Below are 25,361 nucleotides of genomic sequence, written 5' to 3' on the forward strand. Positions count from 1 at the left end.
CGCTCACCCCGCTATTCGTTTCAGGCGTTCAGCTCTTACCGCTGGCCCACGGACTTCTTTTTTGCGTTCGTGACGCTGGAGTCTGCGTTCTGCGATCGCAAACCCTTTTTCAAGCACAAGCACGATAACATAGTAGACGATCGATAGACTAATATACACTTCAAGTGCATGCGATGTAGCCGAGATCAGCGTTTGCCCCCTGCCCACCATATCCATGACCCCAATGGAAAAAGCCAGAGACGTATCCTTTAACGAACCAATCAACGTATTCGCCACATTCGGAAAAGCAACAATGAGCGCCTGCGGTACCACAATGCGTCGAAATGACTGAAACGTGGTCAAGCCCGCAGCATAAGCTGCTTCCGTCTGGCCCTTGTCCACACTGCGTACAGCTCCGCGAAAGATTTCCGCAAAGGACGCTGCATCACTGAGCGCATAAGTCACGATGACAAATACCAGCGGATCGGTTCTGGACAAATCCACACCTATGGGCTTGAGCAATTCCGGTAATCCGTAATAGACCAGAAACAACTTGATGAGAATCGGTGTTCCCCGCATAAAAGAAATGTAAAGGGTAGCGAGCTGGCTCAGCACCGGAATCCGGTATAATCTCGGAACCGCCAGAAGCACACCGCCCACCAAACCGAGCACAATGGAGCCGCCCAGTACAATTAGTGTAATATGCAAATATTTCAGCAGTTCAGGGACGAAATCCAGAACCAATGACAGATCGAATGATTTACCCATAACCGTCGCTCACCTTTCTCAACGAACTATTCCTCAACCGTGTAATCGGCTCCCAGCCACTCTGTGCTCAATTTGCTTAATGTGCCATCTTCCTTGATTGATTTAAGCGCTTCATCAATTTTTGTTTTAAGCTCCTGCTCATCCTTATTTAGAATAAAATAGACTTTGGAATTGGACAGGGCTTCACCAACTGTTTTCAATTGGGCATCCACCACTTTGTTCTGATAATCGATGGCAAACGGTGTACTGATGGTCGCATCCACCCGGCCTGTTTTGATCTGGGTATTCGTATCTTCCCCTGCTCCGGAATACACAATGTCAATGACTTTGCCATTCGCTGCATTCCATTTTTCAGCCAATACAGCTGCATTACTTGTTGCGCCAACAATCAGCTTCTTCCCTTTCAGATCCTCGATGGATTTTACATCCTGGTTTTTCTCGCTGACAACAATTTTATTAGGAAAAATATTATACGCCTCGTCATTAAAGAGGAACTTGGCCTGCCGCTCTTCATTCACTTCCATCTGGTGAGCGATCAAGTCTATTTTCTTCGTTTCAAGACTGAGCAGCAGATTTTTGAATTCCATCGTACTGAACTCAAATTCATATTCAGGCAATCGTTTATCAATCTCGCGAATCAGCTCTACATCGTATCCGGTCAGCTTGCCATTCTCATCAATAAAGCAAACATTCGGGAATTGAGTGCCTGTACCCACGATAATCTTCTTCACTTTATCTTGACCGTACGCAGATGCGGTATCCGATTCATTCGCTGCATTGCCTGAGCTGCAACCCGCCAGTACCACCAACATCGTAATGAACAGCAATGCTGTCCGGATTTTCCGAATCCCCCATTGATTAACCATTCCCGATCTCCTCCACAGGCTGTCATTTCAGCCAATATGATGTGTACTCCCATTCCTCACCTTTGATTTAACAAACCATTCACACTTGTATAGTCGGAATTAGGTTGAACAAAGAATAGCACCCTATGTCATATCCAGGCAATATATATGTTAATAGGACATCCTGATAACGTTATAGAACTTCTCTATGCTTCACCCGCGATATGATCTTAAAAGTAAAGCAAAAGAAGCGATCCACCAACCAGGTTGGGGATCGCTTCTTCAATTCCAGATCACTTCATTTCAAATACGCATCTATCTGCGACTGGCCCATTTAATTTTACGAGCCACTTCTATACGCTGCAGTTGCAACAGTCCGATTCGTTCTTCAAACTTCTTGCGTTCATCCGTTGAATGGGCCGCGTGAATCTGGTGGCAGAGACCTGTCAGTTTACTGTTGATATAATCAAATCTCATCCATAATTCTTCTTCAGGTGTGCGCTGCTCCGCTTCCGGCTGAAATATTTTGAGCTGGTGGATAAGGGACTGCTGCCATTCCTGATCCTCGATTTGGATGGCAAAATGCAAAAGATCCAGATAGTCGTCAATTTGCAACGATATACCGCAATCAGATTTCGTATTCATTAGTCGTCTCTCCTTATTTCAGTTCTTGGCTGGAATCAGTCATTTCTATTTTACAGGATAGAGCATGCTTTAGGCGAGTCCTGAAACGAGTAAAATTGGAAAAAGTTTTGTCATTTTTAAATATAGAAGCTTTGGATAGACATATAGACAAATCTGATTTGAGAATGATATTCCAACCATCAATTTCATGATAAAATAACACCAAAATATTACAGACCCCTGAACGGCAGGAAGAGATTGTATTTATGGTCCAAACGCTGGACCCTTCCCGTTTTTAGACCCCTTCTGTACATACCGGATAAATAAAGAACGTCTTGGATGAACGCAACCATACATGATATACGCGATTATACCCGGCACAAATCATTCAAAAACCCGCTCCGAGGGAAGATTCCTTAAGCGGGTTTTGTCTTATTCACATGGATGGCTCAAATCAGGCCTTGCCGTCACGCGGCTGTCTGGTTAAGAGCAGCATGATAAACGAAATAATAATAATGGAGCCTGTCCAGGCCCAGGCCATCGTCTGATTGCCCGAATCGACAGCAACATAGATCGCAGTGGGTACGGTTTGCGTTTTGCCCGGAATGTTACCTGCAATCATGAGCGTAGCTCCGAATTCCCCCAGTGCACGAGCGAAACCCAGGATGAAAGCCGTCATCAATGCTCTCCCTGCAAGCGGAAGCGAGATATAACGGAATACCTGCCATTCATTCGCTCCTATGGAGCGGCCTGCATCTTCCAGATCCCGATCAATCCCGCTAAATCCGGATTTCATCGTCTGATATACCAATGGGAAAGCAACCACCACGGAGGCAATCACGGCAGCCCACCAGGAGAAAATGACAGGCGCGGAGAATATCGCTTCGATCCACTGTCCCAGCAGACTCTTACGACCCAATAACACGAGTAATATAAATCCGACCACGGTCGGCGGAAGCACGAGCGGAAGCATAAATACCGTTTCCAGAAAAATTTTCCCACGGAACGTAGTACGCGACATCTTCCAGGCCACAGCGATACCCGCCACTGCTGCAATTACGCTGGACAGCAGGGCAACCTGAAGGGAAAGACGAACCGGTGGCCAGAATACCGCCCAGTCTATTGCGCTCACATTCATTCCGGAATAGAGAATCCGTATTTGGCAAATACATCGAGCACTTCAGGGGTTTGCAAATACGTGTAGAATTGTTCCGCTTCTGTCCGGTGCTTCGTACCTTCAATAATACCCACTGGATAATTGGCAGGTGTATAGCTGTTCTTGTCCACTTCAAATGCAATTTTCACCTGATCCGAAGTGAGCGCGTCCGTTTTGTACACAAAACCCGCATCCGCATTGCCAGTCTCTACATATTGCAGAACCTGTCTGACATCCTTGCCCTGTACAAGCTTGCCTTCCAGCTGATCCCATAGTTTGGCATTGGTCAGCGCTTCCTTGGCGTAGGTTCCTGCAGGTACACTTTCAGGTATACCAATTGCGACTGTCTTGATGGAATCGGCCGTCAGATCCTTCTCACTTGTTACGGTATTCGAGCTATCCGCTGGAATAATGGCTACCAATGAATTTTGCAGCAAATTCTTCTGATCACCGGATGCAATTAATTTCTCATCCACGAGCGCGTTCATATTTTTGGTCGCAGCTGATACAAAAACATCTGCTGGCGCACCTTGTTCAATCTGCTGTTGCAATGCACCTGATGCACCAAAGTTGAAGTTGAGTTCAATGTAGGGATGAGACTTCTCATAATTCGTTTCAATCTCCTTCATGGCATCCGTCAAACTGGCTGCTGCCGAGATCGTCAAATCCACTGTTTCCTGCGGATCGGTATTTTCAGTTGATGTACCCTCGCCTGATGCCGCTGGAGTTAACCCCGTTTGTTGTGTTGCTGTGGATGTATCTGTACTCTCCGTGCTTGCACCACAACCGGCCAATACGAGAGCCAGTCCAAGTGACATACTCCCCAACACATATCCAATACTCTTTTTCATCTACTTCTCCCCCGATGTTATGTTTAGTTATAACTAGATATAATTAATTATATTTCATTATACATAAGATCATTGAAATAGGAAGGTCGTCTTTGACGGACCCGTTGAAGAGCAAGCCATATATAGCTGAATTCCGGTGGGTGAGTTTATAGCCTCTGGCTGTTAATGGTATAGTACAAGAGACCACAGCGTTTATCTGTCATAAAGGGATCAAAGAAATCTGGGGATAACAGCGATCGGAAGATTGTTCTGTCATCGAAGTGCCAGTGTAAATATTCATTAGTTGAGGTTATATAGTTATGATCTGCACCTTGAAGGAGGATCTTCACTGATGACGGAGGAGCAATCCTATACCACCGAAGAAATATCCAAGCTGCTCAAAATATCCAAACTGACGGTCTACGATCTGATCAAAAAGGGAGACCTCGTCGCTTATCGCGTTGGCAAACAAATGCGTGTTGACGCCACCGATCTGGAAGCGTATAAACAGCGCTCCAAGCAGCTGCAATCGCCAGCACACCGGGCCGCTGTGGATTCAGGTCAACCTCTTGAATCTGATTACGCGACAGGAACCAATCCATCTAATCCTGCCGTTCACTCCGCTGCAAATGTTGTTTCCTCTCCATCCAGAGGCACATTCGTTGCTTCATCTTCCATGACGGGCAACACTTCGTCAGTCCATTCGACTCGCCATCTGGTCATTACGGGACAGGATGTTAGCCTCGATATTCTCATGCGATATATGGAGAAACAAACACAGGATATTCGACCACTGCGTTCCTTCATGGGCAGTCTGGACGGCCTGATCTCCATGTACCGCGGAGAGTCTGATCTGGTCAGTACCCATCTGCTCGACGGAGATACAGGAGAATATAATCTGCCTTATATACGCAAAATCCTGATTGGCTGGTCGTATGTCGTCGTCAATCTGCTGACACGACCTGCGGGGCTGTACGTCCAACGCGGTAACCCGCGCGGCTTGCAGAACTGGACCGATCTGAAGCAGCCCGAGCTTCGATTGGCGAACCGGGAGAAGGGTTCGGGTGCACGTGTACTCCTGGATGAACAATTGCGTCTGCACAGTATCCCCACTTCTCATCTGATCGGGTATGACGTGGAAGAAACCAGTCATATGGGCGTAGCCGCCAAGGTCAGTTCCGGCGAAGCCGATGTCGGAATCGGCAGCGAGAAGGCTGCACGACTTGTCGGTCAGGTTGATTTCATTCCACTTGTCCAGGAACGTTATGACCTGGTAATGCTGAAGAAACCGGGAAACGAAGCGTGGACCGAATCGGTATTACGTATTCTTCAATCAACGGAGTTCCGGCATGAACTGCAATCGTTTGAGGGATACGATGTATCTCGAACAGGTGAAATTTTATACGAGGTTTAGCGCGTTTATACCTGGATTTCTCATGGGAATTCGGAAGTACAGAAAAAACAAAAGAAACGCCTCTGATCTTTCTGACGGCGTTTCTTCTGTTTTCTTTCATATATATAAAATGAATTCTGCAGCCATCAGGCACTGCTATCTCGACTTATCATATACGATGCGGGCCACCGCATCATGCTGATGGATGGACTCTTCATTCCTGCAATCCACCTTAAATTTGCGTACCCAATGCTTCTCATACAGATCTGCCGCCACCAGCCTGACGATATCCTCCACAAACCGCGGGTTCTCATATGCACGTTCCGTGACCCGTTTCTCATCAGGTCTTTTAAGTACAGGGTATAGGCAGCTGCTTGCATTGGATTCGGCCACATTCAGCAGCTCTTCCTTCCAATAGCCCGGCAAGGCTTCTCCCGGGTCGCCCTGCACCTGGATACGCAGTAAACCTCGCTGATTGTGCGCACTATATTCGCTGATTTCTTTCGAGCAAGGACATAGCGTCGTGATCTGTATATGTAAACCCGTTCTTAGAACGGGGGATTTGCCAGCTTCCCAGAGGACATGAACCGTAGCCAAAGAATGATTTAGTCCAGACATACCGGTTACGGGCGCGGATCGCTCGTAGAACCAGGGATAGGTTACTTTCAGCTCTGCCTTCGGTTGATTCATCTGTTCTGCCATCTGTTGCGTCAGCGCAATCAGATCCGGAATCCGGTCACTCAATCCTTCACCACGACTTTTCTGAAGCTGCTCCATCAAGCGGCTCATGTTAATGCCTTTGGATTCTCGATCCAGCGAAGTCGTCAGCCGAAAATTTCCGATGCTGGACAATTTCTCGGGATCTTTGGCGGAAATGATATCCAGAGGATACTTCACCTGATCAATACCGACTTGTTGCAGCTCAAACAGAAAATCATTTTTGCTGTTCTGCAAATCCTGCATATCTTCTTTTCGCACAGGCTTATCACCCTGTATCGGATCAACAGAGCCGAATAACCGCAAGCGCTCGGCTTTGTCCGGCATGATCAAAGCATCACTCGCCACTCGGTTACTCCTGTTAACCAGCTGTTCCTTTTGCATTTTTCAAATCCCTCCCTCCATCACATATTTCCGTTATCCGCTGCACCTTCAGCGCCAGAACAAACCCGCCTCGTCCCGCTCAACCTGCTCCAGAATAGCTTCAAAATCAGGACAAGGCTCAATGACGTCGACCACATTCCAGCTACTGTGATCATCTTTCGCATATACCTTCCACTGATTCGCTTCCCAGTAAAATCGGGCAATGGGCAGTTTGTCCCACTGATAGCGTTCCTCAGCAGGCCTTTCCTCTGTCAAAATCAGTTCATTGTTGTTCAACTCATACGTTAATTTCACCATTGTTCGCAGGGGAGCCGGCACCTTCTCGTGAATATAACCGTCCAGCACCGACTGAATTCTCCGAATGGTAAACGAGTCCAGCATGGTGATCCCCCCTTTCCTCCACATCGTTACGCCATCCAGTTCCACACCCATGCCAGTACAAATGCACTGCCCAGTGACGTTAGCAGCTGTCTGCCTGTCAGTTGTGCAGCAAAGGCTGTCCCCAATTCCTTGCGCACGGTCCACATGGTCACCAAACATGCCGTTAATGTGGAAGCCAGATACACCAGAATAAATAACTGTCCGCCGCTCAAGTTTGCAATAAAGGAACCCTGATCCTGATTCAGTACCAACAATCCGTCTTTTCTTAAAATGGAAAATAAAATGCCGCCCGCGGCATCGCCCGGCAGATGAAAGATCGCGAGCAGCGGCGTAAGCGTGCGGGTCAGAACAGACAATACTCCTGTCTGCTCCAGTAGTGAGGCTACCACACAAATACCGACGAAAATGGGCATTGCCTGTATGAGAAACTGTTTCATCACGGATCTTACGCGCCAGCTTACGGAACGCCATGAAGGTTTTTGCAGAAATGTCCGGTTCGCATGTAACGGGAGCGTATCATCCATCCGATTTCGATTCCACAGACGGGTATGAAGTGCGCCCACAAGGACCAGGACAAGCATATAAGGAAAAAACAGCCACGGCTTGCCACCGGAACTGAATATCGATAAAGAAGCCCCAATCTGATAACTGCACGCCGAAGCGAAGGAGATCATTGAAACACAGGCCTTTCGTGTGCAGGAACTGCAGGTACGACTCTGGAACACAGCCACAACATTGCAGCCAAAACCACTGAGGACCGGAATCAGATCCTTACCGTTCAGGCCGATTTTGCGCATCCACCCATCCAACGAGTCGGTAATGCGATCCTTCAGTCCGCTCTCCTCCGTCACCGCCACACTGACGCCAATCAGGAATACGACCGGAAAAGCCCAGATAAAGGAATACAAGCCCAGACTGATCATGCCGTAATCTCCAAGCATCATCGCTTGTAGCGGGTTCCATAATCCCACAGTCATCCGATCGAGTGGTTCAAGAATCCAGACATCCGCGAGTGGTTGTACCCAGCCGGAGAACAGATACGCCACATATACCGGAACTGCAAATAATAAGATGAGTGCTGCCAAAGCCGCAAAACGCCCCCAAACCGTGTGTTCAAACATCGTTGTTTGCGGTTCGATCACAGGGGAGGCAGGCGGTGATTCCAACTGTAGATGCTTCTTCATCGGTCTGGCGGCAACGATCGCGCGACATAACAGGCCTTGGGCGCTCCCGTCCATTTCCCTTGTATTGAAGGGCAGGACGGAAATCCCCAGGCCTTTACGGTAATAGTCAACCTGAGCCGTTAAACCCGGTCCGCATTTGTCAGCAAACGTAAGCACCAGCACAGCATTTTTGCCTGTGACATCCAGCATGCCGAGCAGTAAAGGCAGCTCCTGCACGACATTTGTGCCGCGTACCACCATAACAACCGTATCACCTGCTGCGAGCTGTTTTAGGGCCAGCATGGTCGTGACACTGTCATCCTTCAACCGGATTCCAGGCGTATCGACCAGCTCAAGCTGCTGTTCAGGCAGTTCTGCCCTGCGGACAGTTACCGTGGAGCCTCGAACATTGGATTCTTCGCCTGTATCTCTGCCCGTGAGTCCCCGAAACAGAGCCGATTTACCTGCAGATTCGAAACCGACCAGCACCACTTGACGAAGTTCTTCAGGCTGTTCCAGAACCGAATTCAGCATGTGCAATCTTCACCACAACAAGACAGATCATCAAGAAACATGCCTTCTTTGCGATAGGTTTCCAGCGGAGCCAGATTGAGCCCGAGTCTCTCACCCATGGCCCCGGCCACAACTGCAAAGCGCTGTCTAAATTTATAAATGAAACAAAATTGGAGGTGCGCATGCATGACCTGTGGTCCGGTAATGAATAGCCCAGGGGCAATCGTCGATTCATCCGCTGCTCCTAATTGCAGCTGTCCCTCCTTGTTGCGCTCGACCAGGTTCTCAATCAGGTGTAAACTGCTGCGGAACCCCGTCGCCAGAACAGGAGCCTGAGCCGTCTTAAGCAAGTGGGATTCCCCGGAATCATTCTCGCAATAGATGACGTAACCGCCCCGTTCATCCGGCTCAATCCACTTGACCTCATAGCCTTGCATCATTCGTATCCGCTGATCCATCATCGCCGTGCGCAGACGATCCTTCGTATAGGGGCTTAGTTCCACACTTGGATCACTGCTGCCCTTGGCAAGCCCGCGTCCGTTCCGATCGATTACCGTTACGTTTTTCCCCAGTTTACTCAGGTGAATGGCTGCATCCACGCCGCTCTCATAGCCGCCAACGATGACACATTCTTCTCCCTGAACTGCCGTCCAGCTGGAAAATAAACTGCTGTGCACACCATATTCGGCGCCAGGGAACGGGTCCAGTCTAGGGTACTGGAATTCACCGGCTGCCCAGACGACAAAGCGCGTGCGCAGTTGTCCATTGGATGTCACAACCCGAAAGCCATTCTCTTCAGGAATCACTTCCGAAACGTCTACACCCGTCTGCACAGGCAATTTCTTAAACTGGCTCACCACCTGCAAATAATTCGCATACTCCACCCCTGTCGGATGTTCTGTTCCCAACGTATACGCTGGAGACGTATGCAGAGCTACGGCGTTCAGATCCATCATGCCATAGGCGTTGCTTGTAAACGAAGGGGTGATCAGACGCATTTCCTCCGGCCACGCGAGAAAAGTGGCCCCCACTTCACTCCGTTCCAGCACGGTAAAGCGGGACAGCCCCAGATCCTGCAGGACAGAAGCCATGCCGATTCCGGCTGGCCCCCCTCCAACAATCACGCAATCATAATCAAAAGGATCATTCATGCGTCTTACCAGCTGGACTTCGTGACGCCTGGAATTTGCCCTTGATGAGCCAGCTCACGGAACACGATCCGCGATACCTTGAACTTGCGCAAATACCCTCTCGGGCGGCCCGTCAGTTCACAGCGATTTTTCAATCGGGTCGGAGAAGCGTTGCGCGGCAGTTTCTGCAGCGCTTCATAGTCACCCTTTTCTTTCAGCTCACGACGCAGGTCCGCATATTTGGCGACGATAGCCTGACGTTGTTTTTCGCGTACTACTTTTGATTTCTTAGCCATGGATTACAGCTCCTTAATGAATTTAATTTATACAACTTCAACGGGCCAAGGCAGCGGATTGTCGAAATGGCTCCAGTCGGCCTTCATTTCCTCATCGCTGAGCAGGCATTGGTCCAGTTCTTCTTCAATGATGGCGCGCTCCATTTCAATCCCGATCATGACAAGCTCCGTCTGACGGTCTCCCCATTGTGCATCCCACTTCTCCAGCACATCCGGCTCCGTACGCAAAATTTCTTCCTTGTCCGCTTCCGGCAGCGCCGCGACCCAATGTCCGGCAGGGCCAAACTGGATTGACGATCCCGCCTGGCTCAGACTTGCAGCCACATCTCCTTCTGCCGCAAGCCAGACCAGCCCTTTGGCACGAACCACTTCTTCCGGCCAGTAGCTCATGAATTCAGCCAAGCGCGAGGGGTGAAATGGTTTTCTCCGACGGTACACGAAGGAACCAATACCGTATTCCTCTGTCTCGGGTGTATGTGATTCTTTCTCAAGCTCCTGAATCCATCCGGCGGACATGCTTGCTTTCTCGAAGTCGAAGAGACCTGTATTCAAAATTTCAGACGGGTTGACCTGTCCGTTCATGGTCCGAATAATTTTGGCGTTGGGCTGAAGCTTGCGAATGATACCTTCAAGCTTGTTCAGCTCCACGTCTTCGACCAGATCACACTTGTTAAGCAGCAGCACATCGCAGGTCTCAATCTGGTCAATCAGCAGGTCCACCACGTCACGGGTATCTTCGTCCCCTGTAGCCTGATTCCGATCCAGAAGGCTCTGTCCTGAAGCAAAATCCTGCCAGAAACGATTCGCATCCACGACCGTTACCAGACAATCCAGCTTCGCCAGACTTGTCAGATCAATACCCGACTCCTCGTCGGCATATGTAAAAGTCTGCGCTACTGGAACAGGTTCACTGATTCCTGTCGATTCAATCAGGATATAATCAAATCTGCCTTCTTTCACCAGTTTTTCAATCTCCTGCATCAGATCATCCCGCAGCGTGCAGCAGATGCAACCATTGGACAGCTCTACCAGCTTTTCTTCAGTGCGCGATAAGGTCGCTTCCCCTTTTACCAGTGCAGCATCAATGTTTACCTCGCTCATGTCATTGACAATGACAGCGACCTTGAGCCCCTGCCGATTGTGCAGCACGTGATTCAGAACCGTCGTTTTACCTGAGCCGAGGTAACCGCTAAGAACAGTTACCGGAACTTGCTTTTGTGTCATGTGTATCTACTCCTTATAGTTGTGGTCATATGCTCCTGACCTTAATAGTAATTATTACGATTAACAACAATGACTATAATCCTGTTGAACGATGTTGTCAAATCATTTTTGTTTTTCTCGTGCGAGGTGGCCGCTTTGGTCACGGATCGTCTTCCAATCGCTGTTGTCTCCAAATTTCCTTAATTTAGTCTATCAAAGGTTAGAAATTCGGAGACAGCGTATACTTTCGAAGCAGCTTTCTAACAGAAAGCTTTCAGGCGAACGCTACCGCTTCTTCAGATCGATTCCGTCCCCTCCGCTACTGCCGCAAACCCCCGCCAAAAAAAGGCCTATGGCCTGTTTCCTGTAGCTTCGAATCATAATGATACGATTCCAGAAAAGTCAGTCCATACGCCTTTAACTTTTTTCTTATAGATGCCATACAATCAGGCCGTCACCACAGGTTTAGCCCTATTGCCTGCTTCCATTCGTTGCCTGTAGGCCACAACCAGAATCACGGCTGCAACAGATAGCAGCGTGCAGATTGTAAACATAGTGGAATACGAGCTTATTTGTACAATCAGTCCCATCGCAAGACCGCCCAGGGAGAAGCCCAGATCATACGAGGACATGAAAATACCCATCAACACATATCTGGAATCGGCAGGCAGCGCAAATGACAAATACGTGGTCAACGTCGGATACAGCAGTGCTACGGCAAAACCGCTGAACACCGCGGACAGGTACACTAATGAACCAACCGTCTCCGACATTGCGAGCAACTGGGTTCCCAGAGCTGCACACAGCAGCAAACCCGCCATCAGCCACGTATTCCAACTGCCGTCGGAAGGGATTTTTTTGCGCAAAATGAATCTGCACAGAATGACCACCAGCCCCTGGATCGTTAAGAACACCCCTGCACTCGCCATTCCGGTCGATACCATATACAACGGAAGAAAGGTCGCCGTCGCTCCAAATACACAGGAAGCAAACAGCATGACCACACTGCTAATCAGCAGTGGTGTGCTGCGCCAGATACCGCCGAATGATCGCATCATATCACCCAGCGTGTACGATTTATTTTGCACCGTGCTTCGGGGCAGATCCACGTTATAGCCAATTAGGAGCGGAAAAGCTGCCAAACCGATCATCAGCAAAGTAAACCAGATATCGCTGGCATTTTCCCAGATTTGGATGGCGAGTATGGGAATGACCAAGGACGGAACCATCGTGAAAAGGGTATACATGGACAGTCCCTGAGCCCGGTCCTTGTCCTCCAGCTTTTCCACAATGCCAGCCTGCATCGTCATGGAAAAGAACGCCGTCGCTACACCTTGCAGCGCCCGCAGCCACAAATACGTTTCCACACCAAACACAACAAACAACAGTAATGTTGCGGCATGCAAAATCAACAGCCACTTCATTACACGCAGCGGACCATAACGCCCCAGAAGCTGCGCCGCAAAAGGCCGTAGAAGCATACACGTAAACATGTACGCGCCCATCATCAGACCAATCTCAGCCTGGTTCAACCCTGCTGCCTCACTCCGCAAAGGGAGAATAATCGTCAAAGCCGAATTGGCGGCAAAAAATAAAAAGGCCAACAGATAAAACCGGATAAACGAAAAGGATACCGGATTTAATGTACGGCTGGTCGTAACAGAAGACTTCAAAACATGTCCCCACTTTCTAGTTGCGTTAACCCACAGACATATCTGTGACTGGTTTTCTTCGTTCATAGGCAAAAGCAATCATTACCGCTCCTAGGATAGCACAAATCATGTACATAAATGAATAGGAGGACAGATCAGCGATCGGTCCCATCAACACACCGCCCAGAGATACACCCAGATCTGCTGTCGCAATAAATAAACCGATCAATACATTCCGATTCAGCTGTGGCAGCACAAAGGATAAATAGGTCGTTAACGTTGGATAGAGGATGGATTGAGCAATGCCCATCAAGATTGCCCCCACATACAGCAAGGCAGCCCCTCCTGTAATGGCCAGGCTGACACATTGCGCGGCTACTGCCAGCAGCAGCATTGTTCCCATGATAAAAGGTGCATGCCACCTGCCATCGGAAGGGATTTTTTTGCGTAACATGATCCGGGTCAACACAACCGTTCCCGCCTGAAGCATCAGATAGACACCTGCATTGCCGCTTGGCAATTGACTGGCGTAGAGGGGAATAAAAGTCGTAATTGCACCGAACACAACGGAAGCACTTAACATGAGTACACTGCATCTAAACAAGGATCGATTTTGCACTAACTGACGAAAGGACTGAAACATGCTCACGTTCTGTTCGGACGAATTCCCAGGAGGCTGCTCCTTGCTCTTGTCCATTTTGGCCGTATATCCGAAGACGCCTGTGCAGACGGCAATACCGATCAGGACAACTGTGAAATAATCCATACCGCCAGTTTGCCAGATCCCTAACGCAAGAACAGGACCCACAATGCCGGGGATATAGCTGAATAATGAATAATATGAAATACCCTGGGAGCGATCCTTCTCCGGCAAGGCATCAATAATGCCTATTTGCAGAGCCATCGAGAAGAAAGCCGTCGATACCCCCTGTAAAATACGAGCCACCAGATAACCTCCGAGACCCGTAAACGTGTATAAAATCAGGGCAAAACCATTGATAATCAGAATAAAACGCAGCACTTTAATCGGCCCGCGCTTTTGAATGATCCGCCCGGCCCATGGCCTGAAAAACATGGTCGTAAACATATAAGCGCCCATAATCAGCCCAATGGTTGTACTGCTCGCTCCCAAGGATTCACCCTGTAAAGGAATAATCACATTAAGAATGGCGTTTGCACTAAAATACAGAAGAACCAGGATGTACAAACGCAGAAAAGGCCAAGACATCGCTCCACTCATCTTTGGTCCTCCCCCTGGAAAGTAATTAAATAGGTTAATAATTTTCTGGCATAATCAGACTGAACATCCTTCAGCTGCTTAATCGGTACCATTTCCTCAATCTGACCGTCCCTGAAAATAATAATTCTGTCACAAATATAGGCTGCCGCCTGAATATCATGCGTAATAAACACATAGCTCATCTGATAGAATTGCTTTAATTCCTTTAACAATCGCAGCACCTGAATCTGCACAGACACGTCCAGCGAACTGATGGCTTCATCAAATACAATGCATCGGGGTTCTGTGGATATGGCTCTTGCAATACATACTCTTTGGGCCTCTCCACCGGACAGTTCATGTGCATATTTAAGCCTGTAGGAAGGATTTAACCCCACCTGATGCAGCAACCGATCCACCTTGCTTTGCATATCCGCTTCCACTTTTTTTTGAGCCTTCAGGGGCTCCATAATGGCTTCCTCCACCGTGAGAAATGGATTAATGGAGGACGCATAATTTTGAAATACGGCACTGATGCTGCCCATTCGCACACGGCGATTATTCACGTTTTTCCCCTCAAATAAAATACGACCGCGATCGGGCTTTTCAATGCCCAGAATCAAACGTCCCAATGTGGACTTGCCGCTTCCGCTTTCGCCGATAATGCCGAGACATTCGCCTTGGTAGCATTCAAATGCCACGTTTTTCAACACCTGCTGCTTTTGTTTGGAGAACAATCCGCCTTGTTTATAGGATTTTTCTATCCCATCCACCTTGAGCATCTGTATCCCCTCCCTGCATCAATTTCCTGAAATGATTGCTCAGCTCCAACCGGGTGGAAACCAAATATTGAGTATAGGCATGCTTCGGCTTCGTAAAAACAGACCGTATATCGCCGCTTTCGACAATAGCTCCGTCTTTCATAACCATCACTTCATCCCCAATTTTCTGAACCACACCGAGATCATGGGATATAAACAGCATGGAACACCCCATTCGTTCACGCAGTTGAATCAATTGTTCAACCACTTCATATTGAGAGATCGTATCCAGCGCCGTTGTTGGTTCATCCGCAATAATCAGATCCGGCTCCAACACGAGTGCCAATGCAATCATGATTCGCTGCAGCATGCCACCCGATAGCTGATGTGGATATTGATTCAGGATTTCCTGCGGATGCTTTAACATGACACTTTCCATAGCGCTAATGATCTTCCGTTCGCTGTCTCTGTTATTCCAGTCAAAATGCGTCTGGAGCGTCTCTCGAATATGGACGCCTATTACGGAAGACGGGTCAAAAGCGCTCATGCCATTTTGCAGAATCATGCATATGTTTTTGCCTCTTTTTCGTCTCATTTCTTGTTCAGAAAGCTGGTTCAAGTCCTCGCCTTGGAAGAGAATCGTTCCGGATTGGCGAATCCAGGGTTTATTCAAACGCATAATGGACCTGCAGGTGACGGACTTGCCACTTCCGCTTTCCCCGACTATGGCCAGACAGCTTCCTTGTTTGACCTGAAATGAACTGTTATGAATAATGACCTTGTCCGTATTGGCATCCCAGACCTTCAAATGATTAACCTCTACTGTATTCATAAACGTTCTTTCCCACCTCTTTTTTACGAAGCTTACCCTGGGAAGTCATTAATTTGGGGTCCAAAGCGACCTGAAGTGCATCCGATAAAAAATTAAAGGCCGAGACCACAATGACAATAGATATTCCAGGTGCCAACATTAACTCCGGTCTGGAGAACATGACTTGCCTTGCCTCATTCAGCATCATCCCCCATTCGGCATGCGGAGCCTGGATTCCCAAACCCAGAAAGGAAAGCCCCGAGATCTGCAGCATCATCGAACACATGGAGCCACTCGCAATCACTGCTATATCGGCAAAGGTAACCGGAACAATATGCTTGGTGATAATGCTAAGGCTGCCAATGCCAGATGCTTTGGCGAACTTCACATACTCCATCTCGGAGAACTGCATCACGGATGTCCGAATGACGCGGGCAAACCACGCCCATTTCATGACCACGAAAGCTATCAGAATATGTTCAAGTCCTGCACCCAGAATACCGACTACAGCCAGTGTCATAACGTATCCCGGGAATGAAAGCATCACATCGCAAACTCTCATGATCCAGGCATCTGTCTTCCCCTTGAAATAACCTGCGATAAATCCAACGACAGCTCCGACCAAAACAGACATCATCAAGGCAGCCAGCACCCATAGCACACTGGGACGAATACCATAAATGAGTCTGGATAACACACATCTGCCGAGATGATCATTTCCTAGCCAATAGGTCCAGGAGGAGGAAGCATAACGAAGCTTCATATTCACTTCCTCCGGGTCATGGGGTGCAAACCAAGGGGCAAATATGCCCGCAGCAATAATGATTACAATGACAGCGAGCGATGTAATCGCAAGCTTGTCTTTGCTCAAATTTCGTAATAATCGCATCAGAGATCCTTTCTTAACCTGGGATTCATCGCCGCATTGATCACGTCAGAAATCGTATTAAACAGCACAAAGGTTACAGCCAAAATAAGAACATACGCCTGAATAATCGGGAAATCCCGGCTGAGAATGGACCTCACGCTCAACCTCCCGAGTCCCGGCCACGCAAACACATTTTCAATCACGACGGTACTGCCGAGCACGATGGGGATCGCCATACAAAATATGGATACCGCCACTTGCAGCGAATTTCGTAAAATATGCAGGGTCACCTTCCTCTCACTTAAACCGCTTGCCCGTCCATAGAGAACATAATCTTCATTCATGTTGCTTAACATCGAACTCCGGACCGTTCTGAAATAAAAGCCTGTATAACTCACCGTGATCACGATGACCGGTAGAATGTAACTCTTCAATGAGTCCATGCCGCTCGTGGGCAACAAGTCCAGCTTGACGGAAAAAGTCCAGATCAGGATGGCTGCAAGCCAGTAGGATGGCATCGCGGTCAGGACAAACGAGATGCCTCTGACCGATTGATCGATGACTTTTCCTTCTCTCATGGCACAGATCACACCCAACAGGATGGATAACCCAATAATGAACACCGATGATACCAGCGTTAACTTTAATGTGTTCAGGAAAGCCGGACCTACCAGGGACCATACCGGTTCACCGGATACATATGAGCTGCCAAAATCAAACTGCATACAGGCGATCAACCAATTCACATACCGGATGACGAAGGGTTTATCGAACCCCAATGCTTCATTGGTTTGGGCGATCAATTCATCCGTGATCTGAGGAACCTCCTGTGCCTGTAACACAACTACAGCAGGGTCCAGAGGCGATAGATTAATGAGTACAAACGTTATAAATGAAATAATGAACAGCAAGGGTATGGCCAGCAATATTCGTTTCACTATATAACTTCCCATGTCCATCCCCGCTCTATTTAAAATTCATTTGCTCAAATGGCAATTCATATTGAGTCTGTTTGAATGAGATCCCGTTCAGATTTTTGGGAGCCACGACAGTAACACGTCCATTGGTAATCGGAATAAACACAGCTTCATCATGGACCATTTTCATAATGTCGGCGTACAGGGACTGGCGGGAAGCCTCATCTGTGGACACCATGACTTCATCAATTTTCTTGTACAGCTCATCCGCTTGGGCAATGCCACTTGTTGTATGCTTATAAGCGGAATCCGAAGTAAACGCAGAGATGGTGCTCTGTGGATCGTACGCCAGTCCCCAGGTTTGGTTGAATAACAGATCATATTCCCCGGTTGCCCTTCTGTTCGCGATGGATGTGGATTCCTCTCCGACAATCTCCAATTGGATGCCCAATCCTTTTAAGGAATACTGGATCCATTCCGCCTGTGTTTTTTGGGAAGACGAATTGCTGTCATAATACAGGGTCATGGCGAGTTGCTGGCCGTTCTTTGTCCTCACTGCTTCCGCGTTTGATAGGGTCCAGCCCGCTTTTTCCAAAAGCTCTTTTGCCGTCTCCGGGTTATACTCTCGCTTCTTCAACTCGACATCGACATAATTGACGTTTGATGAGAATAAAGTGTCAGCTACAGTCTGTGTTCCATTAAAAATATCATTGCTGATCGTTTCCCGATCAATCGCAAACCATATCGCTTCACGAACAGCCGTTTCGTGGACCGGGTTATCCTTTTTGCTGCTATTGGCGACGATCATATTTGTATTCATCGCTTCACTTCGGACCACCTGATAATCACCCGAGTCAGCCAATTGATTCATGGCTTCAACATCAATGCTGTCCGCCCCCCGATCATCGGTGAACACAAAGTTGATTTCGCCCTTCTGTAATGCCAATAATGTCGTTTCTCCTGCTGGCAGAACCTTGGACGTAATTTTTGGGATCTCAGGTGCGCCGCCCCAGTACTCTTCATTGGCTTCAAACGTTGCATTCTCGTCGATTTTATGTCCGGTGAGCTTGTAGGGCCCTGTACCATGGTAGCCACTCACCCCGTCCTTTGTGCCCCCATTCTTGAAATCCTTCGGTGATATAAATACATAAGGTCTGGTCATGGACAGCTCCACCAGAGCTGGGTAATAGGGCTCGGAAAGTACCAGTTCGAATGTGTATTCATCTATGACGGTTGTACTTACGATTTTGGTGGACAGCTTGATCCAAGCATGTTTTTCGGCATTCGCCTGAACCGCATCGAAATTTTGTTTGACCGCCTTGGCGTTAAACGGCTCACCATCATGGAATTTCACATCCTGTCGCAAATGGAACGTATACGTCTTCCCGTCTTCGGCAATATCCCAGGATTCCGCCAGTAATGGCTTGATTCCATCGACCGTGTTTTCAGCCAAAGATTCGTAAACCATCCCTTGTGCGGGCATGGAACCTGTGTACAGATGGGGATTCATATCATTAATATCCTTCGCGGATGCATATATGAGTTCAGACTTGACCTCGCTATTTGCAGACTTGGTGTTGGTGTTTGCACCCTCTTTTTGGCCGCACCCGGCAATGACGGTAATCATGGACACTAGCAATACTAAAAAACGAAAAGCACTACCCTTTTTCACAACATTTCCTCCTGATGATGAAAGATATATACAAGTAAAACCAATAACTTTACACTAGACCACTGCGCGGTCAGAATAACCTTCCGATCGCTGTTATCCCCTGATTTTTTTGATTCCCTTTTCCATTGGAAAAATCCAGTGATAAAGGCGAACGCTTTGCTTCTTCAGATTGGTTCTGCACTCTCCGTTATGATGTAAAATTCAGGTTCACTTATATAGATTGAGCTGTAATTAGACCCTGCTGCTTGCCAGACCTGAGCAGATCATCCGAATGTCTTCATCGAAAGATTGAACGACAAAGGCATCCGATAGACTCTGATCGGGGTGAGCGCGAGCGACTTCTTGAAGCTTCGCCTCATATGTGTCAATAAACCTATCGATGGTTGGGCAGCTTACCTGTAAATGTCTCGCAATGCCCTGTATGATTTTGATGCGGTAATAATCCTCCTTGGGCATTCTGGGAATGTCCAAAGCTCCATCCTGATTGATGAACATCTTCCTGAAGGGAACAGCCGAAAAGTCAAAATACTTGCCCTCCGGACTCGGTTCCGAAAAGGGATCAATCAATAGCGAGGTGTATCGTATGTATAATAAATATTCTTGATGAAGGTCCTGCAATTGATTAAAATTCTCGATATCCTGACGCGATAAACTCTCCAATCGGACTGGATAATTATCATCCGTCATGAATTGCAGCAGATTGACACCCTGGATACGAAGTCGATCCGTAATCGTCATAATTTCATTCCACTGCGCCCGCATGTCCCGAACTAAATATTGGGTTACCGGACCTTCGGGATAAATTTTGTATACATATTTCCGAATGTCTGACGCTCCGAAAATGGCATCCAATGAAAAGTCATTCATGAACAGCGGCGGATGCACATATAAAGAAATATTTCTCGTTTCCGCCTCGATTGCAGATGGCATGACTTCCAGTGCAATGCCCAAGTGCTCGTACATCTTGCACAGTCTGTCCACATGTTCGGAAGGTGTTGAAGTAGAACCAATGTAGACCTTTTTCTTGACGCCTGTTGTAATCACATGATTGGACGGTTGGTCGTGCATCCAGCGGGTATCCCCCAAATAGGTAGAGAAGCTGACCACTTCGGTGTCCGCATGTAGCTGTCTCACATAATGCTTTACCAGCAGGTTGGAGCCAAAGGTTGGGGAGACCAAAATAATGAATTTCACTTGTTTGATGAAGTTGTCATTCATTTGTTTCAGTACATCGATGTAAGCATCGGTTGTCACGGCCAAAATAAGTGTATCCCATTCTCCTTCTATGCTCTCATATCCCTTAAACACCCGGTCAATGAAGCACTCACCGGCCAAAGGTCGATGCTTTTCATTTTGAATGCTTGCCCCAATGAATCCGTCCGTTTGCCGAATGGCCTCAAAAAAAGATTCTGAACGCACCGATTCTCTTCCCACGATGCCTAAGGTGCAGCTGAATTGCTTTTTGAGCGTTACCGCCAGCTGAATGGATGCCGGACCTGTTCCAAGCAACAAGATTTTCTGAAATCCGCTCATATAAGCCTCCCTTTTCACCAGCTCAAGCGAGCTATGCTTTTTGGTATAACGCAATATCGAATACATCATCCGGACGCAGAATATTGTCGATCATATTCCACTTGCTGCTGTCGGTCTCTCTCATTGGATAATTGAACAACGACTTTAACTGGTTACCGTATCTCATGGCCACCACTACATGTTCATTCGTCAATGCATGCAATTGATCCAGCAGATCATATTTGTTGGCAACCGTGGAACTGAAAATGATATGCGTGGCTTCTTTTGTAAAAGCTAGGTCCTGCACTAATGTCTGCTGCAAATGAATGTTCAAGCCCGCACCCAGCTTCTCCACAACCTGCTTCCCGAGTGTAATGGCTTCATCGTCAATATCGATGCCGACTACCTTCGCTCCTGTCCGCTTGGCGATAAACAAAGGCGTCATCGGAAATGCCCCGGAGCCGATCAGCAGCACTTTGGAGTCCGAAGTGACATAAGAGCTGCCAAACTCTTTTTCAATACATTCTTCGATGTTTCTGAAATAATCCGCGATTTCCACATCTCCGTCTTGCAGCTTCAATGCCCGATATTTCTCCATAATCGCCACACATCGTGCAGACTTGTCTCTCAGATCAAGGACAAGCTGATGCATGCTGCCAGATTCCTGACGATCGAGTTGTTCCCAGATTCGTTCATTTTGCTTGTCTGTTATAAACGTGGAGTAGTCATCGATTAAAGCCTCCAGCTCGGAGCTATGCTGAACCGTATGATCATATCTGCCTGCCAACTCATCGAATTTCCCGGAAAATTCACTCAAGCATGCTTGAAAATCAATCAATGTCTCCATTCCTTTTCCTCCTGTAACTCGTCATGGTCATGCATCTATAAACGCTTTGCCCTGTGCTACAATTCCAACAGATCCTTCGATCGTAATTCGTTCAAGCTCTGCTCCATTCCACTCAGCCATTACTTTAATCGCACCACCGGGCTGCTTGATATGCTGAACGATCTCCCCTTGCCTGCTCCATGCCAGATAGGCTCCCACGGAGGCTGTACCTGAACCGCACCCCCTTTCCCAGATCAGACTATCCAGCCGCGGGACAAAGATGAGCGGTGCCAGCTCATCGGATTGGGAGTTGTATAATAAAATGCCAATCAGCTTATCCCCCAAGGTTAATCCGAGTAATCGCGCCAGAGCTTGTGCCCTCTTTCTCATCGCTTCATCAAACGCTTCCACTTCAATGACGATATGAATGAACTCCCGATACCGCACGATCACCATATCCATGTCTGTTCCCTCATACTTGATCGTTCGCTGTTCAATTTGATGAGGGACCGGCATCGTTACCTGACAGAAATACTCATTCTGCTGCTGCTTCTTCACCTGACAGCGGATTAATTGGTCTGTTCCCGAGACTTCCAACATGATTTCTGTAAACTCATACGATTCCAGCTCTTCTTCGGACGCGATGTACGCGGCCAAGGCCATGCAGGCATTCCCGCAGAACTCTCCCCCGGCCATTTCCAAATGGGCAGCCGCCTCCTGCTTTTTTGCTCCCCCAATGAACCCCACTTGTTCAGCGTACACATTGTCATAGGACATAATTTGGGCGGCAATGTGTGGATATGTCTCAGCCGGATGATCCGTTTTCACCAGAACCGTCATATTTTGCGTGGGATTGAACTTGATAAAATCGATCTCCTGTTTCATCGCAGCCGCTACTCCTATTCTTGATATGGAATTAAGCCTGAGTTCACATTGCTATACAAATTGAACTAAAGAATATTTACACTAGCCACTCCGATGCCAGAACAACCTTCCGATCGCTGTTATCCCCAGATTTTTTTGGATTCCCTTTTTCAAAGGGGAAAATCCGGGGATAAAGGCGAACGCGCCGCTTCTTCAGGTTATTTCTGTCCTCTACGTTCATGTGTAAATGTTTAGTTAATTTATATAAAACGCCATTAATAGTAATGATTACGATTATCATTCGAGAAAAATATAGCACATCCTACTTGGGAGCGTCAACAAATATTTCCATATCAAAAAGAGAGCGTCACGACTGTTATTTTATGTTCAAACAGGAACAGAGCTGACGTATTTGCGTCAACTCTATTTAGCCAAACGTATACAATTGGAGGTTCATCAGCGACTTCTAAAAGGCATAACAGATGCCAGCAATGCTTTAGCATAATCATTGGTGGCATCCGAGAGACGATTTCGTTCAAGCTCCTCCACAATCGTTCCCCGATAGAGAAAGAGTACCCGGTCACACAGATTCGCCACAGCCTGAAGATCATGTGCAACAAAGAGATAGGTCATGTTCATTTCATGCTGCAAAGTGCGCAGCAACTCCAGGATTTGCGCCTGGACGGAGACATCCAAAGAACTAAGTGCTTCGTCCAACACCAGAAATTTCGGACGGGTTGAGATTGCGCGGGCGATACACACCCGCTGTAATTGCCCGCCACTCAGTTCATGAGCATACTTGTGCATCACCGCATGAGGAAGCCCCACCTTCGCGAGCAGGTCATTGACCCGGTCATCCAGATCCGCAATATCACCCAGTGCAACCAAGGGTTCAGCTATGATATCCCGCACGATGAATTTGCCATTGACTGAAGACGTATAATCCTGAAAAACAACGCTTATTTTCCCTTTATTCTTCTTCATCCATTGGGAAACAACCATCCCCTCAATCCGAACTTCACCTTGTGTTGGTTTCTCCAATCCAAGAATCAGGCGGCTTAGCGTGCTTTTCCCACTTCCACTCTCTCCAATCAGACCCAGGCATTCACCTTCACGGATCTCAAAATGAATATCTTTCAGAATTTCTGTTCTCTCTTTCCGAAAGAAACCACCCGATTTGGGATAGCTTTTGGACAGATGATTCACTTCGACCAGCATTACTGCACACCTGCTTCCATGGAAGCCTGAAAAGGCTCGGACAGCTTGATTCGGGTCTGGATCAGAAACTGTGTAAATTCATGCTGAGGATTCGAAAATACGTCATTCGCCTTTCCTTGCTCGACGCATTCCCCATCTCGCATAACGATAAGATCATCCGCCAAATACTGCACGACACCTAAATCATGCGATATGAAAATGATGGACATACCCATCGTTTCGCGAAGTTGCTTGAATTGCTTAACAATTGCACGCTGGTTAATCGAATCCAGTGCGGTTGTCGGCTCATCGGCGATGATAATGTCAGGTTCCAGCATCATGGCAATGGAGATCATTACTCTTTGCAGCATGCCCCCTGATAATTGATGCGGATACTTTTGCAGCACCTGCTCAGGCTGAAGAATATGAACACGATGCAAGGCATCCGCCGCCAGTTGTCTGGCTTCTTTTTTGGAGATTCGAAGGTTCTCTCGAAAGGTCTCCATCATTTGTTTCCCAATCGGTTCGAGCGGGTTAAACGCCGTCATCGCATCCTGTAAAATCATGCAAATACGCTGTCCGCGGATCTTTCGGAGTTCTTCCCCGGTTTGCTGTAATAGATCTTTGCCCTGATAAAGGGCTGTTCCACTAATTTCAAGCCAGGGAGAGGCCAACCCCAGAATGGCTTTCGTGGATAAGGACTTTCCGCTTCCACTCTCGCCCACAATGCCAAGGCAGGTATTGGACTGCAACGCAAAGCTTAGATTTTGCACGATGGGCATACCGGTTCTGCTGTCAGTGATGGACAGATTTTTTACTTCTAACAAAGACATTTAACCGGCCTCCCTTCTTCTGCATATAACTTTTCGGATTCATTGCCGCGTGCAGGCTGTCTCCCAAAAAGTTGAAAGCAGCCACGACCAGCAAAATAGCCAATCCAGGCGCAAGCATTTGCGTTGGATGTGTGATCATTACATTTTTTGCATCATTCAGCATCATGCCCCACTCCGGCGTAGGTGCCTGTACACCCAGACCAAGGAAAGACAACGCCGATATATTGAGGATTACCCAGCCCGTATCCAGCGTCGCAAAGACAGCGACTTCGCCGGAGACACCCGGCAGCACATGTTTTCTCATAATATGACCCGTCCCGCATCCCGAGACTTTGGCAAAGCGAATATAGTTCTTGTCCGTGTATTGAATAACTGTTGTACGAATCATCCGGGTGTACCATGCCCATTTGGCGATAATATTGGCGACGACGACATTTAGCAGGCCTGGACCGAGAATACCGACAATCGCCAGAATCATCACTTCTGCCGGAAAGGAGAGCATCATGTCACAGATTCGCATAATGACTTCATCCACCTTGCCGCGAAAATAACCCGATATGATGCCCAGCAGGGTTCCGATCGTAATTGTAATCGCGGTTGTAATTACAGCAAACAGGATCGTTGTACGAATGCCATAAAGAAGACGTGACAGATTACAGCGGCCGAGTTGATCTGTACCCAATGGATACTCCAGACTGATCCCTGCATATTTGTTCATAATGTTTAGACTCGTGGGATCATGCGGTGCGAACCAGGGTGCGCCAACACCAGCGACGACCACAAGTGCGATCGTAATCATGCATAACACTGCCATTTTATCGGACACCAAACGCTTCCAGAACATCAT

25 protein-coding genes are annotated in these 25,361 nt (G+C 47.8%); 1 reads left to right on the forward strand and 24 read right to left on the reverse strand.

From position 1 onward, the window contains the following. Positions 1 to 3: 3 nt before the first annotated feature. The 5 genes from P5G61_RS25125 to modA form a co-directional block, all read right to left on the reverse strand. Positions 4 to 747: an amino acid ABC transporter permease gene (locus tag P5G61_RS25125; protein WP_301248947.1), complete on the reverse strand. Its 744-nt coding sequence runs from the start codon at positions 745 to 747 to the stop codon at positions 4 to 6. Between the two features lie 26 nt (positions 748 to 773). Next, a complete protein-coding gene (locus P5G61_RS25130; protein ID WP_301248948.1) occupies positions 774 to 1,613 on the reverse strand; it encodes a transporter substrate-binding domain-containing protein in 840 nt (279 codons plus the stop codon). 294 nt (positions 1,614 to 1,907) lie between these two features. Next, a complete protein-coding gene (locus P5G61_RS25135) occupies positions 1,908 to 2,237 on the reverse strand; it encodes a hypothetical protein (RefSeq protein WP_024632565.1) in 330 nt (109 codons plus the stop codon). A 433-nt stretch (positions 2,238 to 2,670) separates the two neighbouring features. Further along, positions 2,671 to 3,354, reverse strand: a complete 684-nt coding sequence (gene modB, locus P5G61_RS25140) for a molybdate ABC transporter permease subunit (RefSeq protein ID WP_179132715.1) — start codon at positions 3,352 to 3,354, stop codon at positions 2,671 to 2,673. Continuing rightward, positions 3,351 to 4,223 carry a molybdate ABC transporter substrate-binding protein gene (modA, locus tag P5G61_RS25145; protein WP_301248950.1) on the reverse strand — a complete coding sequence of 291 codons (873 nt, stop codon included), beginning with the start codon at positions 4,221 to 4,223 and terminating at the stop codon, positions 3,351 to 3,353. Before modA ends, modB begins: the two co-directional genes overlap by 4 nt. Before the next feature lie 331 nt (positions 4,224 to 4,554). Here modA and P5G61_RS25150 point away from each other — a divergent pair, with 331 nt between their 5' ends. Continuing rightward, on the forward strand, positions 4,555 to 5,616 hold the full coding sequence (locus P5G61_RS25150) for a helix-turn-helix transcriptional regulator (RefSeq protein WP_301248951.1): 1,062 nt from the start codon (positions 4,555 to 4,557) through the stop codon (positions 5,614 to 5,616). A 135-nt stretch (positions 5,617 to 5,751) separates the two neighbouring features. Here the strand turns inward: P5G61_RS25150 and folE2 are convergent, their stop codons facing one another. The 19 genes from folE2 to opp1C form a co-directional block, all read right to left on the reverse strand. Beyond that, positions 5,752 to 6,696: a GTP cyclohydrolase FolE2 gene (gene folE2, locus P5G61_RS25155; protein WP_301248952.1), complete on the reverse strand. Its 945-nt coding sequence runs from the start codon at positions 6,694 to 6,696 to the stop codon at positions 5,752 to 5,754. 48 nt (positions 6,697 to 6,744) lie between these two features. After that, positions 6,745 to 7,077 carry a DUF3024 domain-containing protein gene (locus tag P5G61_RS25160; protein ID WP_301248953.1) on the reverse strand — a complete coding sequence of 111 codons (333 nt, stop codon included), beginning with the start codon at positions 7,075 to 7,077 and terminating at the stop codon, positions 6,745 to 6,747. A gap of 26 nt (positions 7,078 to 7,103) precedes the next feature. Further along, positions 7,104 to 8,774 (reverse strand): nucleoside recognition domain-containing protein, encoded by a 1,671-nt coding sequence (locus P5G61_RS25165; RefSeq protein ID WP_301248954.1) that lies wholly within the window; start codon positions 8,772 to 8,774, stop codon positions 7,104 to 7,106. Beyond that, positions 8,768 to 9,904: an NAD(P)/FAD-dependent oxidoreductase gene (locus tag P5G61_RS25170; RefSeq protein WP_301248955.1), complete on the reverse strand. Its 1,137-nt coding sequence runs from the start codon at positions 9,902 to 9,904 to the stop codon at positions 8,768 to 8,770. Before P5G61_RS25170 ends, P5G61_RS25165 begins: the two co-directional genes overlap by 7 nt. A 5-nt stretch (positions 9,905 to 9,909) precedes the next feature. After that, positions 9,910 to 10,179: a 30S ribosomal protein S14 gene (gene rpsN / locus P5G61_RS25175; protein WP_301248956.1), complete on the reverse strand. Its 270-nt coding sequence runs from the start codon at positions 10,177 to 10,179 to the stop codon at positions 9,910 to 9,912. A gap of 27 nt (positions 10,180 to 10,206) precedes the next feature. Beyond that, positions 10,207 to 11,403, reverse strand: coding sequence for a GTP-binding protein (locus P5G61_RS25180; RefSeq protein ID WP_301248957.1), 1,197 nt, complete (start codon positions 11,401 to 11,403; stop codon positions 10,207 to 10,209). 425 nt (positions 11,404 to 11,828) lie between these two features. Next, positions 11,829 to 13,055 carry a staphylopine family metallophore export MFS transporter CntE gene (gene cntE / locus P5G61_RS25185; RefSeq protein WP_301248958.1) on the reverse strand — a complete coding sequence of 409 codons (1,227 nt, stop codon included), beginning with the start codon at positions 13,053 to 13,055 and terminating at the stop codon, positions 11,829 to 11,831. Positions 13,056 to 13,080: 25 nt separating this feature from the next. Then, entirely contained in the window at positions 13,081 to 14,274 is a 1,194-nt protein-coding gene (gene cntE / locus P5G61_RS25190; RefSeq protein WP_301248959.1) for a staphylopine family metallophore export MFS transporter CntE, read from the reverse strand. Continuing rightward, positions 14,271 to 15,035 carry an ABC transporter ATP-binding protein gene (locus P5G61_RS25195; RefSeq protein ID WP_301248960.1) on the reverse strand — a complete coding sequence of 255 codons (765 nt, stop codon included), beginning with the start codon at positions 15,033 to 15,035 and terminating at the stop codon, positions 14,271 to 14,273. Before P5G61_RS25195 ends, cntE (P5G61_RS25190) begins: the two co-directional genes overlap by 4 nt. Then, complete coding sequence (cntD, locus tag P5G61_RS25200) at positions 15,001 to 15,846, reverse strand: staphylopine uptake ABC transporter ATP-binding protein CntD (protein WP_301248961.1); 846 nt, start codon at positions 15,844 to 15,846, stop codon at positions 15,001 to 15,003. The genes P5G61_RS25195 and cntD overlap by 35 nt, the downstream gene beginning before the upstream one ends. After that, the gene (cntC, locus tag P5G61_RS25205; RefSeq protein ID WP_301248962.1) at positions 15,827 to 16,714 is read right to left on the reverse strand and encodes a staphylopine uptake ABC transporter permease subunit CntC; all 888 of its coding nucleotides are present in this window, start codon (positions 16,712 to 16,714) and stop codon (positions 15,827 to 15,829) included. The genes cntD and cntC overlap by 20 nt, the downstream gene beginning before the upstream one ends. After that, a complete protein-coding gene (gene opp1B / locus P5G61_RS25210; protein ID WP_301248963.1) occupies positions 16,714 to 17,646 on the reverse strand; it encodes a nickel/cobalt ABC transporter permease in 933 nt (310 codons plus the stop codon). Before opp1B ends, cntC begins: the two co-directional genes overlap by 1 nt. A 13-nt stretch (positions 17,647 to 17,659) precedes the next feature. Then, on the reverse strand, positions 17,660 to 19,282 hold the full coding sequence (gene cntA, locus P5G61_RS25215; RefSeq protein ID WP_435874289.1) for a staphylopine-dependent metal ABC transporter substrate-binding lipoprotein: 1,623 nt from the start codon (positions 19,280 to 19,282) through the stop codon (positions 17,660 to 17,662). A 231-nt stretch (positions 19,283 to 19,513) separates the two neighbouring features. Next, on the reverse strand, positions 19,514 to 20,815 hold the full coding sequence (locus P5G61_RS25220; protein WP_301248964.1) for an opine metallophore biosynthesis dehydrogenase: 1,302 nt from the start codon (positions 20,813 to 20,815) through the stop codon (positions 19,514 to 19,516). Positions 20,816 to 20,846: 31 nt separating this feature from the next. Continuing rightward, positions 20,847 to 21,641, reverse strand: a complete 795-nt coding sequence (locus tag P5G61_RS25225; protein WP_301248966.1) for a methyltransferase domain-containing protein — start codon at positions 21,639 to 21,641, stop codon at positions 20,847 to 20,849. A gap of 27 nt (positions 21,642 to 21,668) precedes the next feature. Continuing rightward, complete coding sequence (locus P5G61_RS25230; RefSeq protein WP_301248968.1) at positions 21,669 to 22,505, reverse strand: histidine racemase CntK family protein; 837 nt, start codon at positions 22,503 to 22,505, stop codon at positions 21,669 to 21,671. 435 nt (positions 22,506 to 22,940) lie between these two features. Then, positions 22,941 to 23,702 carry an ABC transporter ATP-binding protein gene (locus tag P5G61_RS25235; RefSeq protein WP_301248969.1) on the reverse strand — a complete coding sequence of 254 codons (762 nt, stop codon included), beginning with the start codon at positions 23,700 to 23,702 and terminating at the stop codon, positions 22,941 to 22,943. Continuing rightward, positions 23,702 to 24,514: an ABC transporter ATP-binding protein gene (locus P5G61_RS25240; protein WP_301248970.1), complete on the reverse strand. Its 813-nt coding sequence runs from the start codon at positions 24,512 to 24,514 to the stop codon at positions 23,702 to 23,704. The genes P5G61_RS25235 and P5G61_RS25240 overlap by 1 nt, the downstream gene beginning before the upstream one ends. Next, positions 24,477 to 25,361, reverse strand: a complete 885-nt coding sequence (opp1C, locus tag P5G61_RS25245) for a nickel/cobalt ABC transporter permease (RefSeq protein ID WP_301248972.1) — start codon at positions 25,359 to 25,361, stop codon at positions 24,477 to 24,479. The genes P5G61_RS25240 and opp1C overlap by 38 nt, the downstream gene beginning before the upstream one ends.

The organism is Paenibacillus vandeheii, from assembly GCF_030433635.1.
Taxonomy (GTDB): domain Bacteria; phylum Bacillota; class Bacilli; order Paenibacillales; family Paenibacillaceae; genus Paenibacillus; species Paenibacillus vandeheii.

Coding starts and splice junctions, on each gene's coding strand:
- P5G61_RS25235 (WP_301248969.1), bottom strand. CDS start 23,702: ATGCTGGTCGAAGTGAATCATCTGTCCAAAAGCTATCCCAAATCGGGT.
- P5G61_RS25130 (WP_301248948.1), bottom strand. CDS start 1,613: ATGGTTAATCAATGGGGGATTCGGAAAATCCGGACAGCATTGCTGTTC.
- P5G61_RS25150 (WP_301248951.1), top strand. CDS start 4,555: ATGACGGAGGAGCAATCCTATACCACCGAAGAAATATCCAAGCTGCTC.
- cntE (WP_301248959.1), bottom strand. CDS start 14,274: ATGAGTGGAGCGATGTCTTGGCCTTTTCTGCGTTTGTACATCCTGGTT.
- cntC (WP_301248962.1), bottom strand. CDS start 16,714: ATGCGATTATTACGAAATTTGAGCAAAGACAAGCTTGCGATTACATCG.
- P5G61_RS25160 (WP_301248953.1), bottom strand. CDS start 7,077: ATGCTGGACTCGTTTACCATTCGGAGAATTCAGTCGGTGCTGGACGGT.
- P5G61_RS25165 (WP_301248954.1), bottom strand. CDS start 8,774: ATGCTGAATTCGGTTCTGGAACAGCCTGAAGAACTTCGTCAAGTGGTG.
- P5G61_RS25195 (WP_301248960.1), bottom strand. CDS start 15,035: ATGCTCAAGGTGGATGGGATAGAAAAATCCTATAAACAAGGCGGATTG.
- P5G61_RS25170 (WP_301248955.1), bottom strand. CDS start 9,904: ATGAATGATCCTTTTGATTATGATTGCGTGATTGTTGGAGGGGGGCCA.
- opp1C (WP_301248972.1), bottom strand. CDS start 25,361: ATGATGTTCTGGAAGCGTTTGGTGTCCGATAAAATGGCAGTGTTATGC.
- P5G61_RS25240 (WP_301248970.1), bottom strand. CDS start 24,514: ATGTCTTTGTTAGAAGTAAAAAATCTGTCCATCACTGACAGCAGAACC.
- P5G61_RS25220 (WP_301248964.1), bottom strand. CDS start 20,815: ATGAGCGGATTTCAGAAAATCTTGTTGCTTGGAACAGGTCCGGCATCC.
- P5G61_RS25230 (WP_301248968.1), bottom strand. CDS start 22,505: ATGAAACAGGAGATCGATTTTATCAAGTTCAATCCCACGCAAAATATG.
- P5G61_RS25225 (WP_301248966.1), bottom strand. CDS start 21,641: ATGGAGACATTGATTGATTTTCAAGCATGCTTGAGTGAATTTTCCGGG.
- modA (WP_301248950.1), bottom strand. CDS start 4,223: ATGAAAAAGAGTATTGGATATGTGTTGGGGAGTATGTCACTTGGACTG.
- P5G61_RS25125 (WP_301248947.1), bottom strand. CDS start 747: ATGGGTAAATCATTCGATCTGTCATTGGTTCTGGATTTCGTCCCTGAA.
- P5G61_RS25135 (WP_024632565.1), bottom strand. CDS start 2,237: ATGAATACGAAATCTGATTGCGGTATATCGTTGCAAATTGACGACTAT.
- opp1B (WP_301248963.1), bottom strand. CDS start 17,646: ATGGGAAGTTATATAGTGAAACGAATATTGCTGGCCATACCCTTGCTG.
- rpsN (WP_301248956.1), bottom strand. CDS start 10,179: ATGGCTAAGAAATCAAAAGTAGTACGCGAAAAACAACGTCAGGCTATC.
- P5G61_RS25180 (WP_301248957.1), bottom strand. CDS start 11,403: ATGACACAAAAGCAAGTTCCGGTAACTGTTCTTAGCGGTTACCTCGGC.
- cntD (WP_301248961.1), bottom strand. CDS start 15,846: ATGAATACAGTAGAGGTTAATCATTTGAAGGTCTGGGATGCCAATACG.
- folE2 (WP_301248952.1), bottom strand. CDS start 6,696: ATGCAAAAGGAACAGCTGGTTAACAGGAGTAACCGAGTGGCGAGTGAT.
- modB (WP_179132715.1), bottom strand. CDS start 3,354: ATGAATGTGAGCGCAATAGACTGGGCGGTATTCTGGCCACCGGTTCGT.